Annotated in this window: 23 protein-coding genes; 15 read left to right on the forward strand and 8 right to left on the reverse strand. The window is 68.0% G+C overall.

All coding sequences use genetic code 11. The features are described from left to right. Positions 1–165: 165 nt before the first annotated feature. Together SK803_RS44310 and SK803_RS44315 are read right to left on the reverse strand one after the other, a co-directional pair. Positions 166–1,626 (reverse strand): alkaline phosphatase family protein, encoded by a 1,461-nt coding sequence (locus tag SK803_RS44310; protein WP_319972263.1) that lies wholly within the window; start codon positions 1,624–1,626, stop codon positions 166–168. 86 nt (positions 1,627–1,712) lie between these two features. After that, positions 1,713–2,162, reverse strand: a complete 450-nt coding sequence (locus tag SK803_RS44315; protein WP_319972264.1) for a winged helix-turn-helix transcriptional regulator — start codon at positions 2,160–2,162, stop codon at positions 1,713–1,715. Between the two features lie 77 nt (positions 2,163–2,239). On the opposite strand from SK803_RS44315, the gene SK803_RS44320 reads away from it, so the two are divergent. The 3 genes from SK803_RS44320 to SK803_RS44330 all read left to right on the forward strand — a co-directional run bounded on the left by SK803_RS44320 (position 2,240) and on the right by SK803_RS44330 (position 4,955). Further along, a complete protein-coding gene (locus SK803_RS44320; RefSeq protein ID WP_319972265.1) occupies positions 2,240–2,752 on the forward strand; it encodes a GNAT family N-acetyltransferase in 513 nt (170 codons plus the stop codon). Between the two features lie 24 nt (positions 2,753–2,776). Beyond that, complete coding sequence (locus SK803_RS44325) at positions 2,777–3,241, forward strand: NlpC/P60 family protein (protein WP_319972266.1); 465 nt, start codon at positions 2,777–2,779, stop codon at positions 3,239–3,241. Between the two features lie 247 nt (positions 3,242–3,488). After that, positions 3,489–4,955 carry a hypothetical protein gene (locus SK803_RS44330; RefSeq protein ID WP_319972267.1) on the forward strand — a complete coding sequence of 489 codons (1,467 nt, stop codon included), beginning with the start codon at positions 3,489–3,491 and terminating at the stop codon, positions 4,953–4,955. A 115-nt stretch (positions 4,956–5,070) separates the two neighbouring features. Here the strand turns inward: SK803_RS44330 and SK803_RS44335 are convergent, their stop codons facing one another. Beyond that, entirely contained in the window at positions 5,071–5,586 is a 516-nt protein-coding gene (locus SK803_RS44335) for a hypothetical protein (protein ID WP_319972268.1), read from the reverse strand. A gap of 46 nt (positions 5,587–5,632) precedes the next feature. Further along, positions 5,633–6,547, reverse strand: coding sequence for a nucleoside hydrolase (locus SK803_RS44340; protein ID WP_319972269.1), 915 nt, complete (start codon positions 6,545–6,547; stop codon positions 5,633–5,635). A gap of 125 nt (positions 6,548–6,672) precedes the next feature. Between SK803_RS44340 and SK803_RS44345 the strand changes: the two genes are divergently transcribed. The 10 genes from SK803_RS44345 to SK803_RS44390 all read left to right on the forward strand — a co-directional run bounded on the left by SK803_RS44345 (position 6,673) and on the right by SK803_RS44390 (position 14,677). Beyond that, complete coding sequence (locus SK803_RS44345; protein ID WP_319972270.1) at positions 6,673–7,938, forward strand: Gfo/Idh/MocA family protein; 1,266 nt, start codon at positions 6,673–6,675, stop codon at positions 7,936–7,938. Positions 7,939–7,977: 39 nt separating this feature from the next. Then, a complete protein-coding gene (locus tag SK803_RS44350; RefSeq protein ID WP_319972296.1) occupies positions 7,978–9,216 on the forward strand; it encodes an ABC transporter substrate-binding protein in 1,239 nt (412 codons plus the stop codon). After that, the gene (locus SK803_RS44355; protein ID WP_319972271.1) at positions 9,216–10,061 is read left to right on the forward strand and encodes a carbohydrate ABC transporter permease; all 846 of its coding nucleotides are present in this window, start codon (positions 9,216–9,218) and stop codon (positions 10,059–10,061) included. The genes SK803_RS44350 and SK803_RS44355 overlap by 1 nt, the downstream gene beginning before the upstream one ends. After that, positions 10,058–10,885 carry a carbohydrate ABC transporter permease gene (locus tag SK803_RS44360; RefSeq protein WP_319972272.1) on the forward strand — a complete coding sequence of 276 codons (828 nt, stop codon included), beginning with the start codon at positions 10,058–10,060 and terminating at the stop codon, positions 10,883–10,885. The genes SK803_RS44355 and SK803_RS44360 overlap by 4 nt, the downstream gene beginning before the upstream one ends. Further along, entirely contained in the window at positions 10,882–11,358 is a 477-nt protein-coding gene (locus tag SK803_RS44365) for a hypothetical protein (protein ID WP_319972273.1), read from the forward strand. The genes SK803_RS44360 and SK803_RS44365 overlap by 4 nt, the downstream gene beginning before the upstream one ends. A 5-nt stretch (positions 11,359–11,363) precedes the next feature. Next, positions 11,364–12,410: a Gfo/Idh/MocA family protein gene (locus SK803_RS44370; RefSeq protein WP_319972274.1), complete on the forward strand. Its 1,047-nt coding sequence runs from the start codon at positions 11,364–11,366 to the stop codon at positions 12,408–12,410. A gap of 36 nt (positions 12,411–12,446) precedes the next feature. Further along, positions 12,447–12,962 (forward strand): hypothetical protein, encoded by a 516-nt coding sequence (locus tag SK803_RS44375; RefSeq protein ID WP_319972275.1) that lies wholly within the window; start codon positions 12,447–12,449, stop codon positions 12,960–12,962. A 170-nt stretch (positions 12,963–13,132) separates the two neighbouring features. Further along, positions 13,133–13,336 (forward strand): cold-shock protein, encoded by a 204-nt coding sequence (locus tag SK803_RS44380; RefSeq protein WP_086665400.1) that lies wholly within the window; start codon positions 13,133–13,135, stop codon positions 13,334–13,336. A gap of 259 nt (positions 13,337–13,595) precedes the next feature. Further along, positions 13,596–14,168: a P-loop NTPase family protein gene (locus SK803_RS44385; RefSeq protein WP_319972276.1), complete on the forward strand. Its 573-nt coding sequence runs from the start codon at positions 13,596–13,598 to the stop codon at positions 14,166–14,168. Next, on the forward strand, positions 14,165–14,677 hold the full coding sequence (locus tag SK803_RS44390; RefSeq protein WP_319972277.1) for an SDR family oxidoreductase: 513 nt from the start codon (positions 14,165–14,167) through the stop codon (positions 14,675–14,677). The genes SK803_RS44385 and SK803_RS44390 overlap by 4 nt, the downstream gene beginning before the upstream one ends. Positions 14,678–14,681: 4 nt before the next feature. Here the strand turns inward: SK803_RS44390 and SK803_RS44395 are convergent, their stop codons facing one another. Next, positions 14,682–15,149 (reverse strand): hypothetical protein, encoded by a 468-nt coding sequence (locus tag SK803_RS44395; protein ID WP_319972278.1) that lies wholly within the window; start codon positions 15,147–15,149, stop codon positions 14,682–14,684. A 118-nt stretch (positions 15,150–15,267) separates the two neighbouring features. On the opposite strand from SK803_RS44395, the gene SK803_RS44400 reads away from it, so the two are divergent. Together SK803_RS44400 and SK803_RS44405 are read left to right on the forward strand one after the other, a co-directional pair. Further along, a complete protein-coding gene (locus SK803_RS44400; RefSeq protein ID WP_319972279.1) occupies positions 15,268–15,846 on the forward strand; it encodes a DUF4328 domain-containing protein in 579 nt (192 codons plus the stop codon). Further along, entirely contained in the window at positions 15,846–16,352 is a 507-nt protein-coding gene (locus SK803_RS44405; protein ID WP_319972280.1) for a hypothetical protein, read from the forward strand. Before SK803_RS44400 ends, SK803_RS44405 begins: the two co-directional genes overlap by 1 nt. On the opposite strand, the gene SK803_RS44410 is transcribed toward SK803_RS44405, so the two are convergent. Genes SK803_RS44410 through SK803_RS44420 form a run of 3 tightly spaced genes read right to left on the reverse strand, consistent with a single transcriptional unit; the run spans position 16,349 to position 19,463 of the window. After that, positions 16,349–16,924 carry a TetR/AcrR family transcriptional regulator gene (locus SK803_RS44410; protein ID WP_319972281.1) on the reverse strand — a complete coding sequence of 192 codons (576 nt, stop codon included), beginning with the start codon at positions 16,922–16,924 and terminating at the stop codon, positions 16,349–16,351. The genes SK803_RS44405 and SK803_RS44410 overlap by 4 nt on opposite strands. After that, positions 16,921–18,837 carry a YhgE/Pip domain-containing protein gene (locus tag SK803_RS44415; RefSeq protein WP_319972282.1) on the reverse strand — a complete coding sequence of 639 codons (1,917 nt, stop codon included), beginning with the start codon at positions 18,835–18,837 and terminating at the stop codon, positions 16,921–16,923. Before SK803_RS44415 ends, SK803_RS44410 begins: the two co-directional genes overlap by 4 nt. Beyond that, the gene (locus tag SK803_RS44420) at positions 18,834–19,463 is read right to left on the reverse strand and encodes an ATP-binding cassette domain-containing protein (RefSeq protein WP_319972283.1); all 630 of its coding nucleotides are present in this window, start codon (positions 19,461–19,463) and stop codon (positions 18,834–18,836) included. The genes SK803_RS44415 and SK803_RS44420 overlap by 4 nt, the downstream gene beginning before the upstream one ends. Positions 19,464–19,500: the final 37 nt, after the last annotated feature.

The raw sequence follows: 19,500 nt of genomic DNA on the forward strand, positions 1-19,500 counted from the left end.
GTGGCGTGACTCGGAACGTTGGCGAGGTGATCCACGCTCAGCAGGGCGCCTCGCGGCACCGCCCCCACGCCCCCGTACAACCAGTACGAGGGCGTGGGGGCGGCACCACGATGCACCCGTCTGACCGCGAATTCCCCCGGCAACGTTCCGTGCCACGCCACTAGCTCACGACAGGCGCGGGGCGTCCACGGCCCAGTACCAGTTGTTGCCGGCGTCGAAGAGGCGCCAGGACACCCTGGCGGTGCGGGCACCCGACGGGACGGCCACGTTCAGCGAGATCTGCTGGGCGAGGCCGTCCGCGTTGTGCGTGCGGACGATCTGCGCGGGGCCGCCGTCGAACGACACGGACACCGTGCCGCGCTGCGTGCCCTCCTGCCGGTAGTGGGACGCGTACTCGAGCTTCACGCTCGACTTGCCGGTCACGTCGTAGCCGGGCGAGGTCATCGTCGAATCGAACTTGCCGCTCGACGACGGCGAACCCTTGTCGTCCCACTCGTCCGGGTCCGCGACCGCGAAGACACCACGCGCACGCACGTTCACCTCACGCCACTGCGACGCAGCCGTGCGGGTCCAGAAGTCGTCGGTGGTGAACGACCAGCCCTGCCACTCCGTGACGCCCTGCGGCATCGACGACGCGGTGGTCACCGTCCAGCCCGCCGGACCCTGGTGCGTCCAGCCCAGAACCGAAGCGGGCACCCCGGTTTCGTCCTGCCGCGGTTGCAAGGTCGCCGAGTCGAACGGGTCGACCGGCGCGGTGCCGATCGCGTAACCGTCCAGCGCCGCCGGCACGCCGAGGTGCCGCAACGCGGAAGCGGCCACGTCCACCAGCTTCGGCGCCACCGCCGGGCGCGCCGACCCCGTGGAGATCACGAACGTCATCCGCTCCTCTGGCGAGTCACCGCCGTGGCCGCCCGCCGCCGTGTGGCCGTGGTCGGTGGTGATCATGATCAGCCAGTCCTCGGACGCGTACGACGAACGCGACTCGATGGCCTTGACCAGACGGCCCACCTGCGCGTCGTTGGTGCGCATCGCGGCGGCGTACTGCGAGGAGTCCGCACCGCTGTTGTGGCCCGCGATGTCGATCTGGCCGAGGTAGACGAACGACGCGTCAGCCGCGTTGGTGCGAAGGTGCTGCTCCGCGTCGACGGTGATCTTCTCGTCCGAACCGGTGTAGCCGGCGGTGTCGCCGTCGAGCACGTACTTGCGGTCCTGGCCGCCGCGCAGGATCTGGTCGCTGATCGGCTTCCAGTCCACCGCCGCGTACGTGGACAGCGCCGGGTTCGCGGTGTTGGCGCGTTCGAGCCAGCTCGGGTACGACGTGAGGGCGTTGCCGGCGAAGGAGTTGTCTTTGACCTTGTGCTTGTCCGGCCACACGCCGGTCAGGACGGTGGACCAGCCGGGGCCGCTGGAGGTCTGGGCCATGCCCGACCCGTACAACGCGCTGCGGGCACCGTAACCGCGGTTCAGCAGCGCTTTGATGTTCGGCGTGTCAGCGGACAGCAGCTTGTCGTAGCGGGCACCGTCGAGGCCGATCACCAGGACCTTCGGCGTCTTCGCCGGTGCCGCGACGGCGGCCGGGGTGATCAGCAGCAGGGGAAGCAGGAACGCAAGAGCAGCTCTTGTCATGACAAGCAGACTTGCGGGCTGAAACCGTCTTCAGCAATGGAGTGCGTCTTAAGTTCACCCGGGCTTCGACGGTTGTCAGTACAAGTTCACTGCCTGGCCGTCACCTGCACGTCGCGCGCGGTCAGCTCGACGCCGCACTCGGTGCACTCGACCTTTGCTCGCACGCCACCGCCGCAGTCGCGGTGGTGCAGGTGGAATGACTCGTCTTCTTCTTCGGGGGCCATCCACTTCTCGCCCCACGTGCGCAGCGCCATCAGCACCGGGTAGAGGTCGCGACCCTTCTCCGTGAGGCGGTACTCGTGCCGTGTGCGGCCCTCGTGCTGATACGGCACACGCTTGAGCACGCCCTCCTGCAGCAGCACGTTGAGCCGGTCGGTCAGCACGCTGCGCGAGATCTCCATCGTGGACTGGAAGTCCTCGAATCGGCGGGTCCCCAGGAAGATCTGGCGGAGCAGCAGCAGCGTCCAGCGCTCGCCCAGCAACGCGGCGGGGCGGCCCAGGGTGCAGGGCTGGCTGGCGAAACTCGCGTACGACATGTCCCCAGGATATCCCTTGCGTTCGTTTTTCGAACTCAGCTACAGTTCGGATTCCGAACTCAGAGGGGTCGATCCTCATGCGCGTCACCGAGCTCAATCGCGGCACCGCTGGAGAAGCTGTCGACGCGGTGTTCGAAGGACTGTCCGCCCGAAGTCGCTACCTGCGGTTTCACTCGCCGACGCCCCGGCTGACGGCCTCGGCCCGCCGGGTGCTGACCGATGTGGACGGCGAACGGCACGCGGCCGTGTGCGCCCGGATCGGCGGCGACCCGGTCGGCATCGCACGGTTGATCAAGACCGGCGAGTGCGGTGCCGAGATCGCCGTGGCAGTCGTCGACCTGTGGCAACGCCGTGGCGTCGGGCGCCGGCTGCTGGAGGAGCTGACCGCGGTCGCGGCCAGGATGGGCGTCGCGGAACTGCACGGCGACGTGTTGCCGGACAACCAGGGCATGCTCGCCCTGGTGCGCAAGGTGTTGCCTGGCGTGCGCCTGACCAGGGAGATCGACACGATCCAGCTGAGCTACCCGCTGGCGTGGGTGACCGCGGAGATCACGGACGCCGACCTTGTAGAGAGCTTGCAGAGGATTTAGAGGTCGCGCCGCGACGATGGCCGCGTGACCACCGCACGTTCCGCCGGACGTCTGATCAGCCGCTCCGAGATCGTGGAGCGCGCTTGTTCGTGGTTGCGCGACTCGGTGCCGTACAGCCAGACGCGGTTCCACCAGAACGAGCACGGCATCTACCGCGCCGACTGCTCCGGCTTCGTGTCGATGGCCTGGGGGCTGCCGGGCAAACCGGAAGACCGGTACGGCGGGCTCGACACCCCCGGCCTGGCCGTGGTGAGCAGCCGGATCCCGCCGGTGGAGCTGCGGGCGGGCGATGTGCTCATCCGCGCGGACGGCACCAACCTCACCCGGCACGTCGTGATCTTCGCGGCGTGGGCGGAGGAACCGGGCCGGTACTGGGCGTACGAACAGGCGGGTGGTCAGCGCACCCGGCTGCGCGCCGTGACCTATCCGTACGAGACGGAGCCCGGGCTGTACGTGCCGCGCCGCTACCTGAGCGTCCACGAGCCGTGAGATCGAGGCGGCCACACGGGCGGAGTTCGCTGCACCTGGGGTCGTCCGGCTCTTCACGGTTGACACCGTCGAGGGCAGAGGCGCCGAGTCTGGACGAGCGCCGATTCCGCCTCGGCACCAGGTCACCTACGCCGTGCAACCGGTTCGCAACCGCCAGTTCAAGATCGTCGCTGAACCTGGCGGTGAGCCCGAAGTCGGTCCGTTCGACCGGACCAAAACTTCACATCATCTTGCTACGGTGACCGGCATGAAGTCGTGGGGGATGTTGGCGGTCGCCGCAGCGGCCATCACGTTCGGCTCGACGCTGGCGATGCCAGACGTCGCGGTCGCTGCTGCCGAGGGCGGGGTGGTCTGCGGAACGTACGAGGCCAACTCCAAGATCACGCGCACTGAGATCCTGGCGCGCTCGCGCACGTGGATCAGCGCCCGTGTGCCGTACAGCCAGGCCGACTGCTTCGGCAACAAGTACGGCGCCTACCGCACCGACTGCTCCGGCTTCATCTCGATGGCCTGGGGCCTGCGCATCTCCTACACGACCCACATCCTCGAGCAGGTCGCGCACCGCATCGACTGGGCGGACCTCCGTCCCGGCGACGCGCTCAACGACCGCGAGAACCACGTCGCGCTGTTCATCGGCTGGGCGGACGCGGCCAAGACGCGGCCGATCGTGCGCGAGCAGGCAGGGCCGGACGGCAGCCGTCCGGTGCAGCGGGTGTGGAGCGCCAGCACCGCCAGGCGGTACGTGCCGCTGCGCTACAACGGCCTGGTCGAGCCCGGTGGCACCGTCACCAGCGACACCCCGGTCACGGACAAGCCCGTCGTCAACGCCGGCCCGCAGATCTCCAACACCGGTCAGCAGCAGCTGGAGATCTTCGCGCGCGCCGCGGACGGCACGATCATCACGAACTTCCACAAGACGAGCCGCTGGAACGGCTGGCAGCAGCTCGGTGCCGAGATCTTCGCGAGTGACCCGGTCGCGCTGATGAACCCGGAGACGAAGATCGTCGAGGTGTTCGCGCGCGGCACCGACGGCATCGTCTACCGCCGCGTCGACGGCAAGTGGGTCGCGCTCGGCGCCACGGCCGTCGCGGGCAACCCGGTGCTCGGCTGGAACGCCAAGAACAAGGCCGTCGAGGTGTTCGCCCGCGGCGCCGACGGCACGCTGCTGGCGTTCACGGACAAGTGGGCGCCGGTCGGCGACCGCAAGATCCAGGGCGACCCGGCCGTCATGGACAAGGACGTCTACGCGCGTTCCTCCGACGACAAGCTCGTCAAGTGGGACGGCACCGCCTGGCAGGACCAGGGCGACACGAAGATCGTCAGCGACCCGCGCGTCGCCGTCGACCAGGTCTTCGTCCGCAGCGCGTCCGGCAGCGTCGAGCAGTACGCGGCGGGCGTCTGGAAGTCGCTCGGCGGCAAGGGCACCGGCGCTCCGTCGGCGGTGTTCAACACGACGACCGGCTCGATCGACGTCGTGCAGCTCGGTGAGGGCGGCATCGTCGAGCACTCCCGCGCCACCGCCAGCGGCTGGACCACGTGGGCCAAGCTCGGCAACACCAAGGTCTCCGAGGCGCCGAACGCGATGTACCACGCGCAGACGAAGACCGTCGAGGTCTTCGCCCGCACCGACGACGGCAAGCTGATCCGCCGCTTCTACAAGGAGAAGGCGGGCTGGAGCCAGTGGGCGCTGCTCAGCGACCGCGGCATCAGCTGAGCAGTGTCTTGAACGAGTAACCAGTACAGCGGGGGTGTACCCCAAGTGCGCCGGGGCGCCTTAGAGGCGCCCCGCTGCGTCGATCACCAGGTCGAAGAACCGCTCGACGTCCTCGTCAGCAGTGGGTGAAGACGTTCTTCGCCGCTTCCGTGCCCTTGGCCTGGTCGTTGGCGATGGCGGCCGTCCTCAGCTCACGTGCCGCGTCACGGCACTGCTGCGACGTCGCCGCGTCCGCCTCGGCCTTCTTCTGCGCGGCCTCTGCCTGCTTCTGCGCGTCCGAGGCCCGCAGCGCGTCGTCCTTGCTGTCCTTGGCCTTCTTCGTGAGGTCCGCGGCTTCCCGGTCCTTGGTCTCGATCTGCTTCGAGAGGTCGGCGGAGTGCGCCTTCTCCATGAAGAAGAGCGCGCCGAACGCTCCCGCCGCGCCGAACAGCAGCACGGTGAAGATCGCGAGCACCACCACGCCGGTCCTCTTCGGCTTGGGCGGGACCGGTGCCGGCATCGGCGCGGCGAACTGCTGCGGCGGCGCGAACGCGGGAGGCGTGTACACCTCGAACTCCGGCCCGGCGGGCTGGACCTCGGGCTGCACGACGGTGTCCGCAGGCTGCTGCGGGTCGGAAACTGGACTGGTCATGATTCCCCCCAAGGAATTGCCCCTTGCGGCTATCATCGCCACCCGGTCAACGTCGTTGCGTGAGGCGTCCCACAGCGTCGATGACCAGGTCGAAGAACCGGTCCACGTCCAGCCCCACGGCCACCCGCGCGTTCGGCGCCTGCCCGAGCCTGCCGTGCAGATCCACCACGGTCGCGCCGCGCGTGAAGGTCCCCGTGGTCTCGATCCCCACGAACGCCTCGACGCACGTCACCAGCGTCGGATCGATCACCCGCGCGACCGCCACCGGGTCGTGCAGCGGCGGCGCCTCGAACCCGAACACCTCGCGGTAGGTCGCCGCGAAGAACGTCATCAGGTCCCCGCAGATGCGCCCGAGCGACCCCAAAGCGTTCAACTGAGCCACGATTTCCGGCGTCACCAGTGCCTGATGCGTCACGTTCAACCCGATCATCGTGACCGGCACGCCGCTGCCGAAGACGATCGCGGCCGCCTCAGGATCGACGTAGATGTTGAACTCCGCGTACGGCGTGGTGTTGCCGCGCTCGGTCGACCCACCCATGAGCACGATCTCGCGCACGGCCGAAGGCCCGTAACGGGTCAGATAGGCAGCCACGTTCGTCAACGCGCCCGTCGCGACCAACGTCGCCGGCATGTGCCGATGCATCACGTCGATCGCGTGCTCCTCGACCACGTCGACGGTGATCGAACCGAACGCCGGGCCGTCCATTCCGGACGCGCCGTGGATGTCCTCCGCCACGTACAGCGGCCGCACCAACGGCCGTGCGCAGCCCCGCGCGATCGGCACCGAAATTCCGGCGGCCGAACAGATCCTCCGCGCGTTTAGCGTGACCTTGTCGAGCGTCTGGTTGGCGGCGACGGTCGTGATCGCACGGAGGTCGATCTCGGGCGAGCCGGCAGCCAGCAAGATCGCGATCGCGTCGTCGTGGCCGGGGTCGCAGTCGAGCACAACGGGGGTCGGCATGGCCCCTTCATACGGGCAGCGACCATTCATGTCCATGAAACAGAAGAAAAGGTTTTCGCGGAACTCTTGACGAGGTCAGGGCCGGTGCGGCTAGCGTGTGGAAACCGTTTACCGGGGAGGTTCTGATGGCCCGCAGGCGCTACGCCGTGGTCGGTACGGGATCGCGGGCCGAGCGGCACATCCACGCCATCGCGGTCGAGCACGCCGACACCTGTGAGCTCGTCGCGTTCGCCGACGTGAACCGCACCCGGATGGACGTCCACAACGACCGGCTCGCTGAGCTGGGGGTCGAGCCGGTCCCTGCGTACGATGCCGGTGACTTCCTCAGGATGCTCGAAGAGCAGCGGGTCGACGTGGTGGTGGTGACTACTGTCGACCGCTTCCACGACACGTACGTCGTCGAGGCGCTGGACGCCGGTCGCGACGTCGTGACGGAGAAGCCGATGACGACGGACGTGCCGTCGGCGGGCAAGATCCTGGACGCGGTGCACCGCAACGACGGCAACGTCACCGTCACGTTCAACTACCGCTACAACCCGATCCACGAGAAGGTCCGCGAGCTGCTTGCGGACGGCGCCGTCGGCGAGATCGGGTCCGTGCACTTCGAGTGGCTGCTCGACACCCGGCACGGTGCCGACTACTTCCGCCGCTGGCACCGCGACAAGGCCAACTCCGGCGGTCTCATGGTGCACAAGGCGACGCACCACTTCGACCTGCTGAACTGGTGGGTCGGCTCGGTGCCTGAAACCGTATACGCGCACGGCCGGTTGTTCTTCTACGGCGCGGAAAACGGCGAACGCCACGGCTACACCCACGACGACCGCTTCGCGATGAAACTGGAGCAGAACGACTGGCTCAGGAAGCTCTACCTCGACGCCCAGCACGAGGACGGTTACCGCCGCGACCAGAACCCGTTCGAACCCGGTGTGTCCATTGAGGACGACATGTCGGTGCTCGTCCGCTACGCCAGCGGCGCGAACCTGACCTACCACCTCACGGCCTACTCGCCGTGGGAGGGCTACCGCTTGATGGTCAACGGCAGCAAGGGCCGGCTCGAACTGGAGGTCTGCGAGAACTCCTGGGTGTCGAGCCAGAATCCGACCGTGCACGGCGTGAACGCCAACCCGGAGGAGGGGTGGGCGAAGCTGTCCGTGCAGCGCCTGTTCGAGGAACGCGAGGAAATCCCGCTGGAGTACGACCGGGACGGTCACGGTGGCGCCGACCAGCGCATGGTCGACGCGCTGTACGGGCCGCCGGGGCAGGAAGACCCGTTGGGACGCAAGGCAACGCACTACGACGGCACGCTATCGCTGCTGACTGGTTTCGCCGCCAACCGCAGCTTCGAGACCGGGGAACCGGTCCACGTCGTCGACGTCATCGATCTCCGATGAGAGAGGACACCTGTGAAAGCGCACAAGGTTGTGGGCTTGGTGCTGGGAGCCGTGCTCGTGGCTTCCGGTTGTGGCGGCGGATCAGCGAGTGACGGCCAGGCCGAGATCCGGTTCATCTGGTGGGGCAACGACGACCGCGCCAAGGTGACCAACGAGGCGGTGAAGCTGTTCGAGAGCCGCAACTCGAACATCAAGGTCGCGACGTCGTTCCAGAACTTCCAGAACTACTTCGAGAAGCTCTCCACCGAGATCGCGGGCGGCAACGCGCCGGACGTGATCCAGATGGACTACCGCTACCTCAACGAGTACGCGGGCCGCAACGTGCTGCTCGACCTCACCCCGTACGTGGGCAAGGAGATCCGCACCGCGGACTGGAACGAGGGCTTCGTCGGCAGCGGAAAACTGGGTGGCAAGCAGGTCGCGATGCCGTTGGCGCAGAACGCCACCACGATCGTCTACGACCCGAAGCTGTTCGCGGCGGCGGGCGTCGCCGAACCGAAGATCGGCTGGACCTGGGCCGACTACAAGGAGGTCGCCGGCAAGATCCAGGCGAGCACCGGCGGCAAGGTCGCGGGCTCCACCGACTTCGGCGGCACCGAGGACGTCTTCGAGACCTGGCTGCGGCAGCGCGGCAAGAAGCTCTACGACGACGGCAAGCTCGGGTACTCCAAAGACGACCTGAAGGCGTTCTGGCAACTCTCCAAGGACTTCCGCGACGCCAAGGCGACGACCCCGGCGGAGTTGGTGACCACGCTGAACGCCGGCGCCGAGCAGACCCCGATGGGCAAGAAGCTCTCGGCGTCCGAACACAGCTATGACAGCCTCTACGGCGGCTACAACACGGTGCGCCCGGACGAACTGAAGCTCGGCCCGTATCCCAGTGACAGCTTGGAAACGCTCGGTTCGTACCGCAAGCCGTCGCAGCTGATCAGCGCGTCGGCCCGCACCAAGAACAAGGACGCGGCGGTCAAGCTGATCGACTTCCTGCTGAACGACCCGGACGCGGGCAAGATCCTCGGCGCGAACCGCGGTCTGCCGGCGAACCTGAAGATCCGCGAGGCCGTGGCGCAGAACCTCAGCGGTGCCAACAAGGTGATCTTCGAATACCAGAAGTCGGTCGACGCCAAGCTCGGTGACGCCCCGCCCGCGCCGCCCAAGGGTGACGGCACGATCTACAAGCTGATGCAGCGCAAACACGAGGAAGTCGTGTTCGGCAAGAAGACCATCGACCAGGCGTTGGACGAGTTCTGGCGCGACGCGGAAGAGGCGCTGAAGTAGTGGCGCTTGCGCAACAGCGCTCGCAGGGCGTCGCCTACCTGTTCCTCGGTCCGTGGCTGCTCGGCGCGATCGGCCTCACCGTCGCGCCGATGATCGTGTCGCTGTACCTGTCGTTCACCGACTACGACCTGTTCAACGAACCGCGGTGGGTGGGGCTCGGCAACTACGCCAAGCTCTTCGGCGACGATCCGCGGTACCTGCAGTCGGTCGGCGTGACGCTCAAGTACGTCGTGTGGTCGGTGCCGTTGAAACTGGTGCTCGCGCTGGCCGTCGCGTTGCTGCTGAACTCGTTGCGCGGCAAGGGACAGGCGTTCTTCCGCTCCGCCTTCTACGCACCCTCGCTGCTGGGCGCCTCGGTCGGCCTGGCGCTGGCCTGGCGGGCGATCTTCGACACCTGGGTCGACACGCCGGACTACGCGTTGATCACCATCGTGCTGCTGTCCGCGTGGCAGTTCGGCGCCCCGATGGTGATCTTCCTGGCCGGTTTGCAGCAGATCCCGCGCGACCTGTTCGACGCGGCCGCGGTGGACGGCGCGGGCTGGTGGCGCCGGCTCTGGTCGATCACGCTGCCGATGCTGTCGCCCGTGCTGTTCTTCAACCTCGTGCTGGAGACGATCCACGCGTTCCAGGCGTTCACGCAGGCGTTCGTGGTGAGCGGCGGGCGCGGGGGACCGGCCGACTCGACGTTGTTCTACACGCTCTACCTGTACGAGCGCGGGTTCACGGAGTTCCGCATGGGTTACGCCTCTGCCATGGCGTGGGTGTTGCTGGTGGCGATCGCGCTGATCACCGCGGTGCTGTTCCGGACCTCGCGGTACTGGGTGTTCTACGGGGACGAACGATGAGGCGCGCCGCGACCTTCCTGCTGTGCCTGGCCGCGCTGGCGCTGGTGCTGTACCCGATCGTCTGGCTGATCTCGGCGTCGCTCACCCCGGTCGAGGACCTGGTGTCGAACCTGCGGTCGCTGTTTCCGGGGCGGGTCACCACCGACGGTTACGCGGGCGCGTTGGAAGGGGCGGGTGGTGAGTCGTTCTGGACGTTCCTGGGCAACTCGACGATCGTCGCTTCGGGTGCGGTGGTCGGCAACGTCGTGTCGTGCTCGCTGGCGGCGTACGCGTTCGCCCGGTTGCGGTTCCGGCTGTCCGGTCCGCTGTTCGCGTTCGCGCTGGTCACGATCATGCTGCCCGCGCACGTCACGCTGATCCCGCAGTACGTGGTCTTCCAGCAGCTGGGCATGATCGACACGTTCGTGCCGCTGATCCTGCCGAAGCTGCTGGCGACCGACGCGTTCTTCGTGTTCCTGATGGTGCAGTTCATGCGCGGTATCCCGTACGAGCTGGACGAGGCCGCCAAGATCGACGGCTGCGGGCCGATCCGCAACTACCGGTACGTGGTGCTGCCGCTGTCCCGTCCGGCGATGGTGACGACCGCGATCTTCACCTTCATCTGGACCTGGAACGACTTCTTCTCGCAGCTGATCTACCTGTCGTCGACCGAGAACTACACGATCCCGATGGGGCTGCGGCTGTTCATCGACCAGACGTCGTCGTCCTCGTACGGGCCCATGTTCGCGATGTCGGTGCTGTCGCTGGTGCCGATCGGCCTGTTCTTCCTGGCGTTCCAGCGGTTCCTGGTCGCCGGGGTGGCCACGACGGGGCTGAAGGGATGACTCGCGAACGGCTGGAGGTCCTCGCCGACACCCTGCTGGTCGGGGTGTTCGTGTTCGTGGCGTCGCTCCCGCTGGTGACCGCGTTCTCAGCCTTCGGGGCAGCGTGCGCCGTCCTGCGGGACGGCCTTCCCGTCGGGCGGTTCTGGTCGCTGCTGCGCGTCCAGTGGCTGCCGGGAGCGGTGTTCGCGGTGCTGGGTGCGGTGCTGGTGGTGGACGTCGTGCTGGTGATGACCGTGCTGCCCGCGCCGCTACCCGTTCGGGGCGCCGTGCTGGCCGCTTCGTCCGCCATTGGTGCATGGATCCTGTCGCAAGCGTGTCTTGGTTGGCGCGGCGCATTGAAATTCGTCGCACCTCGGCCGATGCTGATGGCCGCGTTGGTGGTCGCCGGTGTGCTGGTGTGGGCCCTGCCTCCGCTGGCGCTGGTGATCGGCGGACCCCTGGCGCTCGCGGCGGAGTCCACCCGAGAAGGGTGAGAACGATGCGTGTTGCGCTGGTCGGCGCTCGGGGGCACGGGGCGCGGCACGTGGAGAACCTGCTCCGGCTCGGCCACGACGGGGTCGCCACCTTCGTCGGTGTCGTCGACGTGGCGGACGTGGACGTGCCGGTGCCGTCCTATCCGGACCTGCCGTCGCTGGCCGAGGAGCTCCACCCCGAGATCGTGGTGATCTCCTCACCGCCGTCGACCCACCGGGATCTCGTTCTCAGCGCGTTCGCGCTGGGCTGCGACGTGCTCGTGGAGAAGCCGGCGCTGCTGTCGGTGGCCGACTACGACGAGATCGGCGCGGCCGCCGCGAAGCACGGGCTGGTGTGCCAGGTCGGGTTCCAGTCGCAGGGGTTGGGCTCGTACCGGCGCCTCTGCTCGTTGATCGGCTCCGGCGCGTTGGGGGACATCTCCGGCATCGGCGCCGCAGGGCGTTGGGTACGCACGGACTCCTACTACGAGCGCGCCACCTGGGCGGGGCGGCAGGGCGAGGACGGCACGCTCGTGAACCCGTTCGCACACGCTCTGCAGAACGCCCTCCTGCTCGCCGACGTGGAGGAACGGTCGGACATCGCGGTCGAGCTGGAGCTGTTCCGGTGCCGCGACACGATCACCGCCGACGACACGGCCTGTGTCCGGGTCACGGCCGATGGCGCGCCACCGGTCGTGGTCGCCACCACGCTGTGTGCCACGACATCGTTGCCACCGGTCGTGCTCGTGCACGGCTCGTTGGGACAGGCCGTCTGGTGGTACGACGACGACCGGCTGACGGTCAACGACCACAAGATGGCCGTGGCGCCCTCCGTCGACCTCCTGGAGAACCTGATCCGGCACCGCCAGACCGGTGAGCCCCTCGTCGCCCCGCTCGCCGCCGCACGGGCGTTCACCTCGGTCGTCGAGCAGTGCGGCAAGGCCGACGTGCCGCTGCTGCCGGCCCGCCGCGTGGGTGACCGGGTGGTGCTGGACGGCATCGACGAGGTGGTCGTGCGGGCCGCGGAGAAGATCGCGACGTTCGACGAGCTGGGCTGCGGTTTCGGGCGGTAGTCTCCCCGCCGGGTCCGTTGTGTTCGGGGAGTGGCGTTGGACACCTACATCGACTTGAAGGACGTCCGGCTGACCGGCTTGGTGAGCCAGGGCCTGATCGCGCTGGTCGCCGCCGAGTCCGTCTGGGGCACGGTCAACGACTGGCAGGGCGGGTCGTCCTCGTGGAGCTTCCTGGCCATCGTGCTGGTCGTGCCCGCGGCTGTGGCGTTCGTCATCTGGTTCCGCGCCGCCACCCACAACGCCGAGGCGATCGCCCTGCACGGCGTACGCCTGATGCCCCAGGTGTGGAAGGCCAGCGACCCCTCACAGCGAGACGTGCCGTTCGACCAACGCGTGGCGAGCCCGCTCATCAAGCCGTGGCAGTACACGTTCCTGGCCATGGTGATGTGCGACATCCTCGAATCGCTGCTGCTCGACACACGTGCGTACGTGGTGTTTTCGACGCTGTCCACGTTGTGCGCGCTGGCGGCGGCAGGGCTCGCCTGCTACCTCATCTGGCGGGTGTCGTGGATGCAACAGAGGTTCGCGGTACCCCAGCGCAAGCGTCGCTGAGTTTGCTAGACTGACTCATTGGTTGCGGTTTTGTGTTCGTGTCTTTGCACGCTCGCCGAACTTCAGTTGCGAGCGCTTCTCCTTCTTCGCGGATGGGGTAGGTCGGCTCACGACCAACCATGGAGCGGCCACACAGTGTGGCCTGCTCTTCAGCATTGAAGGAGCAGTACATGGCAAACGGCACCGTCAAGTGGTTCAACGCCGAAAAGGGCTTCGGCTTCATCGCCCCCGAGGACGGCGGCGCTGACGTCTTCGTCCACTACTCGGCCCTCAACGGCGGCGGCTACCGCAGCCTCGAGGAGAACCAGAAGGTCTCGTTCGACGTCACGCAGGGCCAGAAGGGCCCGCAGGCGACGAACGTCACCGCTCTCTGACGTTCCGAGCTTCACATCGCAGGGTCTCCGGAGTCGCTCCGGAGGCCCTGCGGTCGTTTTCCCGGTTGGCGCGGCGGTTCATCGACGATCCGCCACATCGCCGCGGTCGGCAGTGACGGGTTCCGGCTCGTCGTCCCCTGGCCAGCACTTCCGTCAGCTCGACCAGCAGTGACAACGCATCCGCCGCCATGCTCCGTTCCGCCGGGCCTTGTGCGGCGCAAAGTGTTGTGATCATTGGGTTTTCGCCTAACCTGGCCCGATGCCGTTGCTCGGACCAGCTGATCCGCTGCCGCACGTGCCCCGGCGTGTTCTCGTCGCGGGCAACGCCGGATCCGGCAAGTCGACCCTCTGCCGTCGCATCGCCGACCAGCACGACCTCCTGCGCGTCGAGCTGGACAGCCTCTACTGGGGTCCACAGTGGACGCCGCGGCCGGAGTTCCTCGCCGAGGTCGCCGCGTTCACGCGGGAGGACCGCTGGATCACCGAGTACCAGTACAAGGTGGCGCGGCCCGCGTTGCTGGCTCGGGCGGACACCGTGGTGTGGCTCGACCACCAGTTCCCGGTCGTGATGGGGCGGCTGGTGAGTCGCACGGTCAGACGTCGCGCGGCGGGGGTGGAGTTGTGGAACGGTAACCAGGAGCCGTCGCTGTGGTCGGCGTTCACCGACTCCGAGCACATCCTGCGATGGGGCTGGAAGAGCTACCGGCGCAACCGGGCCAGGGTGCTCGCCCTGGTCGACGACGTCGTGGTCGTGCGGTTGCGCGGGCAGGGGCAGGTGGAGCGGTGGCTCTCGGGACCGCTCGCCTCGGTCGGGGAGGAGCGTGCTCGGTGAGAACGGCGCTGGTGCTCGGTGGGACCGGGATGTTGGCGGGATGTGCGCAGCTGCTGGTGGCGCGCGGCTGGCGGGTGGTGCTGCCGTCGCGGACCCAGCCCCTGATGGCCGACGACGCGCCTGGCCGGGCGGCGCGGGCGACGATCTCCCGGGGCCACCGGCCGACGTGGGTCAGGGCGGACTGGACCAAGCCGCGGGAGCTGGCGTCCGAGGTCGAGTACGAACTGCAGGGAAAGCCGGTGAACCTGCTGGTCGCATGGGTGCACAACAACTACCGCTCAGGTGTGCTCAAGGCCGTGCAGCACCTTCTGGCAGACAACGCGCCGGTGGTGGAGGTGCACACGTGCGCGCCGGTGCCGGACCCGGTGCTGCCGCACCCGACACAACAGGTGTTGCTCGGTCACTTCATGCACGACGCCACGCTGCGCACGAACCGTGCGGTGCTGGAGGCCGTCGAACGAGGGCTCGAGGGACGGGCGCCCTCGCTGCATCACGAGGACGCCCGCTGAAGCCTCAGCCTTGCCGGACCTCGGTCTTCTGGATCTTGGCCCTGCCGATCTCCGCCTGCACCTTGATGCCGGCCGCCACGTCGACGAGCTGGCGGACGACCACGTCCTCGTTGCGGATGTCCGCGATCTTCTGCTTGGTCTTCGTGACGAACTCGAACGCCGTGACCTCCGCTGCCTCGATCTCGGCGACCTTCTGGAAGTCCTTGCTGAAGTCCAGCACCACCTCCGCGTTGTCGAGAACTATCAGCTGGTAGTCCGACGGCAGGTCGGAGGAGAAGCCCTTCTTGAACTCGCCGGCGACCTTGATGCCGTCGGCTGTCTCCTCGAAGTCGAGGACGCCGGCGACGGGGGTGAACAGCGCTTCCTGGAAGTCGGCGGTGGCCTTCGCGGGTTCGGGTTCGGCCAGCGCGGTGGGGGCCGTCAGCACGGTGCACGCGAGCAGAGCGACGAGGATGCTTAGCGGTTTCGGCATGTCTTCGTTCGTACCGGCGACCGTTTCGCCCCGCTCGACCAAAGGTATCGCTCGATCGGGCGTTGAGGTTGTACGCTCCGCGCCGACGTCGGGGGACGTGGGTTTTCTGGGGGAAGTCATGAGTGTTGTCAGGCCCGCGCATGCCATCGGAACGGCGGCTGCGGGAGCGATCGCGATCGCGGTGACCGCCGAGGTCGCGACGACCGCGATGCTGTGGGTCACCGTGTCCGTGGCGGCGGCCGAGATCTCCTACTGGATCTCGTTGCTCGTGCACGTCGTGGCCGGTGTGCTGTTCGTCGTGTGGATGAGTCAGGCGCGGCTCAACGCCGACGTCATCACGTCGACGCACCAGGCTCGCTACACCAACATGTGGGTGTTCGTCGGCTGGATCATCCCGCTCGCCAACCTGTTCATCCCGTACGCGGTGATGCAGGACATCTGGCGCGGGTCGGACCGCACGCGGCCCATGGCCGGGCTGAAGCAGCGGCCCGCGAGCGGCCTCGTCAAGGCGTGGTGGCTCTGCTACATCGGCTCGAACCTGATCTCGACGGTGGCAGGCCTGAGCGCCGAGCAGGACGTCGCGATGCTGGCCACGATCGCCGTGCTGGCCTCGATCACGGCCGCGGTGCTCGCCGCCCAGATGATCAAGCAGGTGAACGGGATGCAGGAAGCCGTTCCCGTTCAGGTGGACGCGTGATGAGCGGCTACATCGATCTGAAGGACGTCCGGATCAGCGGCCACGTGACCCAGGTGCTGATCGTGGTGGTGGCAGTCGCGTCCGTGCTCGGCACCGCGCTCCACCCCGGCGACGGCGACCCGATGTGGGACCTGGCGGCGCTGCTGCTGTTGGCGCCCGCGGCGGTGGCGTTCGGAATCTGGGTCCGCAACGCGTCGCAGAACGCCGGTGCCATCGCGTTGCGCGAGGTGAAGCAGATGGCGGACGTGTGGCGGGCGTCCGATCACGCGCAGCGGGACGTGCCGTTCGAGCAACGCGTGCCGAGCCGGTGGATCAAGCCGTGGCAGTGGACGTTCCTGGCCATGATGGCGTCGGAGGCTGCCGAGACGTTCCTCGGCAGCGGATCCGGCTATCGCGTCGTCGCGGTGGCCTCCGCGGTGCTGGCCGTCGTGGCGGCCGCACTGGCGGTGGTCGTGATCGCGCAGGTCAGTGCGTTGCAGCGGCCCGAACTGCTGGCTGATCTCTAGCGGGCCGGTCCCAGTCCGCGCACCAGGTGCATGACCGAGTCGCGCACCTCCGCCCGTGACCGCTCCGGCTGGAAGACCTGCCAGTCCAGCGCGATCACGAGCAGCGTGCCGAACAACGCCGCCGACGCGGTGCCGACCTCGACCCCGTCGGGCAGGCGGCCCGCGTCGGACAGGCGCTTCATGTGACCGCGCACGATCGACACGATGTCGTCGCGCAGTAGCGAGAGGGTGCCGTGCCACTGGCCCGGCGTGCGCCACAGCTCGGACACCAGCAGCTGGCCGAACGCCGGGTACTCGGCCCAGAAGCCGAGCATCTCGTCGACCAGCGCCTCCAGTGAGTCCTCCGAGCCCTCGGCGGATCGCAACCGGCCCGCGAGGATCTCCACTCCGTGGTGGAGCAAGGCCTCGACCAGGGCGTCCTTCGAGGCGAAGTTGTAGTAGATCGTGCCCTTGGCGACACCTGCCTCCGCGGCGATCTCGTCGACCGTCACCGAGGCCGCGCCCCGTTCGCCGACCAGCTTCAACGCCGCGTCGAAGAGCTTCTGCTTGGTCGCTGTCGTTCGCGCGCTCACAGCACGAGCTCCGGCTTCAGCTTGGACGCTGTCCACACCCGCTGCTTGTAGGCCGCCACGGACGACAAGGCTAGGGCTCCGACCAGCCAGGCGAGAAGGATCAAAGCGTCCTTTCCGACGCTGCCGAGGTCACCGCCGTACATCAGGTGACGCAGGCCGTCGACCGCGTAGCCCATCGGCAGGCCGTAGTGCAGGGGATACAGCGGCACCGGGATCGTCTGCCACGGGAACGTGCCACCCGCGCTGACCAGCTGCAGGATCAGCAGGATCAGCCCCAGGAACTTGCCGACGGCACCGAACGCGGCGTTCAGCGCGTGCAGGATCGCCACGAACGTCAACGACATCAGCACGAGGAACCCGAACGTGCCGAAGGGGTTCGACGGCTCGATGTCCACCACGAACCGCACGACCGTGAACATCACGAGCACCTGCACGACGCCGAGCAACGCACCAGGCAACCAACCGCCCAACGCCACTCGCAGCGCGGACTGACCCGCGGCCAGCGCACGGCGTGAGAGCGGGCGCAGCAGCAGGAACAGCACGAACGCGCCGATCCACGTCGCCAGGCCCAGGAAGAACGGGGCGAGGCCGGCGCCGTACGTGGCGGCCTTCGTCTGGGACAGGCCGCGCACCGCCACCGGGTCACCGATCGCCTGCGCGATGGCCGCGCGGGTCGGGTCGTCCTGGTTCGGGATCTTGTTCACCCCACCGGACAGGCCGTCGTGCAGTTCCGCGGAACCGCTCGCGAGCTTCGTGGCGCCGTCCTTCAGCTGCGGTGTACCGGTCGCGGCCTTCTGCAGGCCGTCGCGGAGCTGGGCGTTGCCGTCGGCGAGCTTCGTCGCGCCGTCGTCGAGCCTGACGACGCCGGCGACCAGGCCGGGCATCTTGGACGAGAGCTGCTCGGCGCCGTCGGCCACCTGGTCCGCGCCGGTCGCTAGCTTGCGCAGGTCACCGGCGGCGCCCTGGACCTTGCCGTTGGCGTCGTCGACGGGCTTGCGGACCTGGCCGAGCGTGGTCAGGACGTTCTGCACCTGCTCTTCGGTGAACCCCAGCGCGCGCAAGCGGGCCGCGATGTCGCCGTTGGCCTGGTCGAGCACGCCGACGAGGGCCTGGGCCTTCTTCGCGTACTCCTCGGCCTGGGTCGCGGCGGTCTCGTTGCCGTTCGCGACCTGGCGCGCGCCGTCGGCGATCTTCTTCGCGCCGTCGGGCAGTTGCGCGGTCTGCGAACGGAGTTCGTGCGTGCCGTCACGCAGCTGCGCGGCACCGTTGGCCGCCGTCACCGCACCGGTGGACATCTGCTGGACACCGCTGTCGAGCTCACCCAGCTTGTCGCGCAGCGTGGCGCCGCCGTCCGCGAGCTGCTTGGCGCCGTCGACGGCCTTGGTGGTCTCCTGGCGGATCGTGGAGAAGCCGAGCAGCAGCTTGTCGGCGGCCTCGGTGGAGACCTTCGCCGTGACCGCGCGGCGCACCTCGGAGACGACCTGGTTCGCGATCGTGCTGCCCAGGTAGTTGTTGGCGTCGTTGGTCGTCAGCGTCAGCACGCCTTGACGCGGCTTGTTCTGTTCCGCGGACGTAAGTGCTTCGGAGAAGTCCTCCGGCAGCGTGAGGGCGAAGATGTACTTGCCCTTGCGCACGCCCTCGTCGGCGTCGTCGACGACCTGCCAGTTGAACTTCTGGCCTTTCAGCAGCTCGTCCGCGACGTCCTTGCCGGCGTTGAGGTCCTTGGCTCCCTTGTCCTTCACCACCAGCGCGGCGGGCACGTGGTTGAGGTTCGCGTACGGGTCCTTGTTGGCGTACAGGTAGAGCGACGCGTACAGCAAAGGCACGAGCGCCAGAGCCAGGACGGCGAGCTTGGGGAGCTTGCCGGAGGTGATCCGGCGGAGCTCGTTGAAGGCCATGCGAAGGGCGCTCATGCGGTGATCTCCATCTTGGTGTCGTTGTCCTCACCAAGGCGCGCGTGCGGGATGTCGAGGATGTGAGCCGAGGAGTTCGAGCACAGGGCGACCACGGACCGTTCGGGGGTCACGTAGTTGTGCGCCAAGGCGAACCACTCGCGCGGGTTGGGGTGGTAGCGGTCCGGGCAGTCGAGAACGAGCGTGGTGACGCCAGGGCGCGCGGAGGCCAGTTCGAGCATCACCGCGCACCGCGTGTGCGCCGGCACGTGCTCAAAACGCTTGTCGGCGTGTTCGTCGGCGGCGTGCTCGACCAACCAGTCGTGCACCGCCTTCTTGCCGGAAGGCATGCCGTTCATCGCGAGCTCCTCGCCGACGACGGCGGTCAGGGACAGCGCGTCCTCCGGCTCGTTCACCTCGGGGGCGTCGATCAGCACGACCTGCTTGCGCAGCGTCTTCGCGTCCGGCGACACCGTGCCCGTCGAGGGCTTCATCCGACCGGACAGCAGCAGGCCGAGCGCGGTGTGACCGGCGCCGGGCTCGCCCGCGATCAGGGTCAGCTCGCCCGGCTTCACGGTCAGCGAAGTCGGCCGGAGCAGGGGACCATGGCCCCCGTTGACACCTGCGCGACTTGCGTGGATCTCCACGTCTTTACCTTCCGTTTAAACTGACCGGTCAGTACAA

The sequence above is a fragment of the Lentzea miocenica genome, from assembly GCF_033949945.1.
In the GTDB taxonomy this organism is placed as follows: Bacteria; Actinomycetota; Actinomycetes; order Mycobacteriales; family Pseudonocardiaceae; genus Lentzea; species Lentzea miocenica.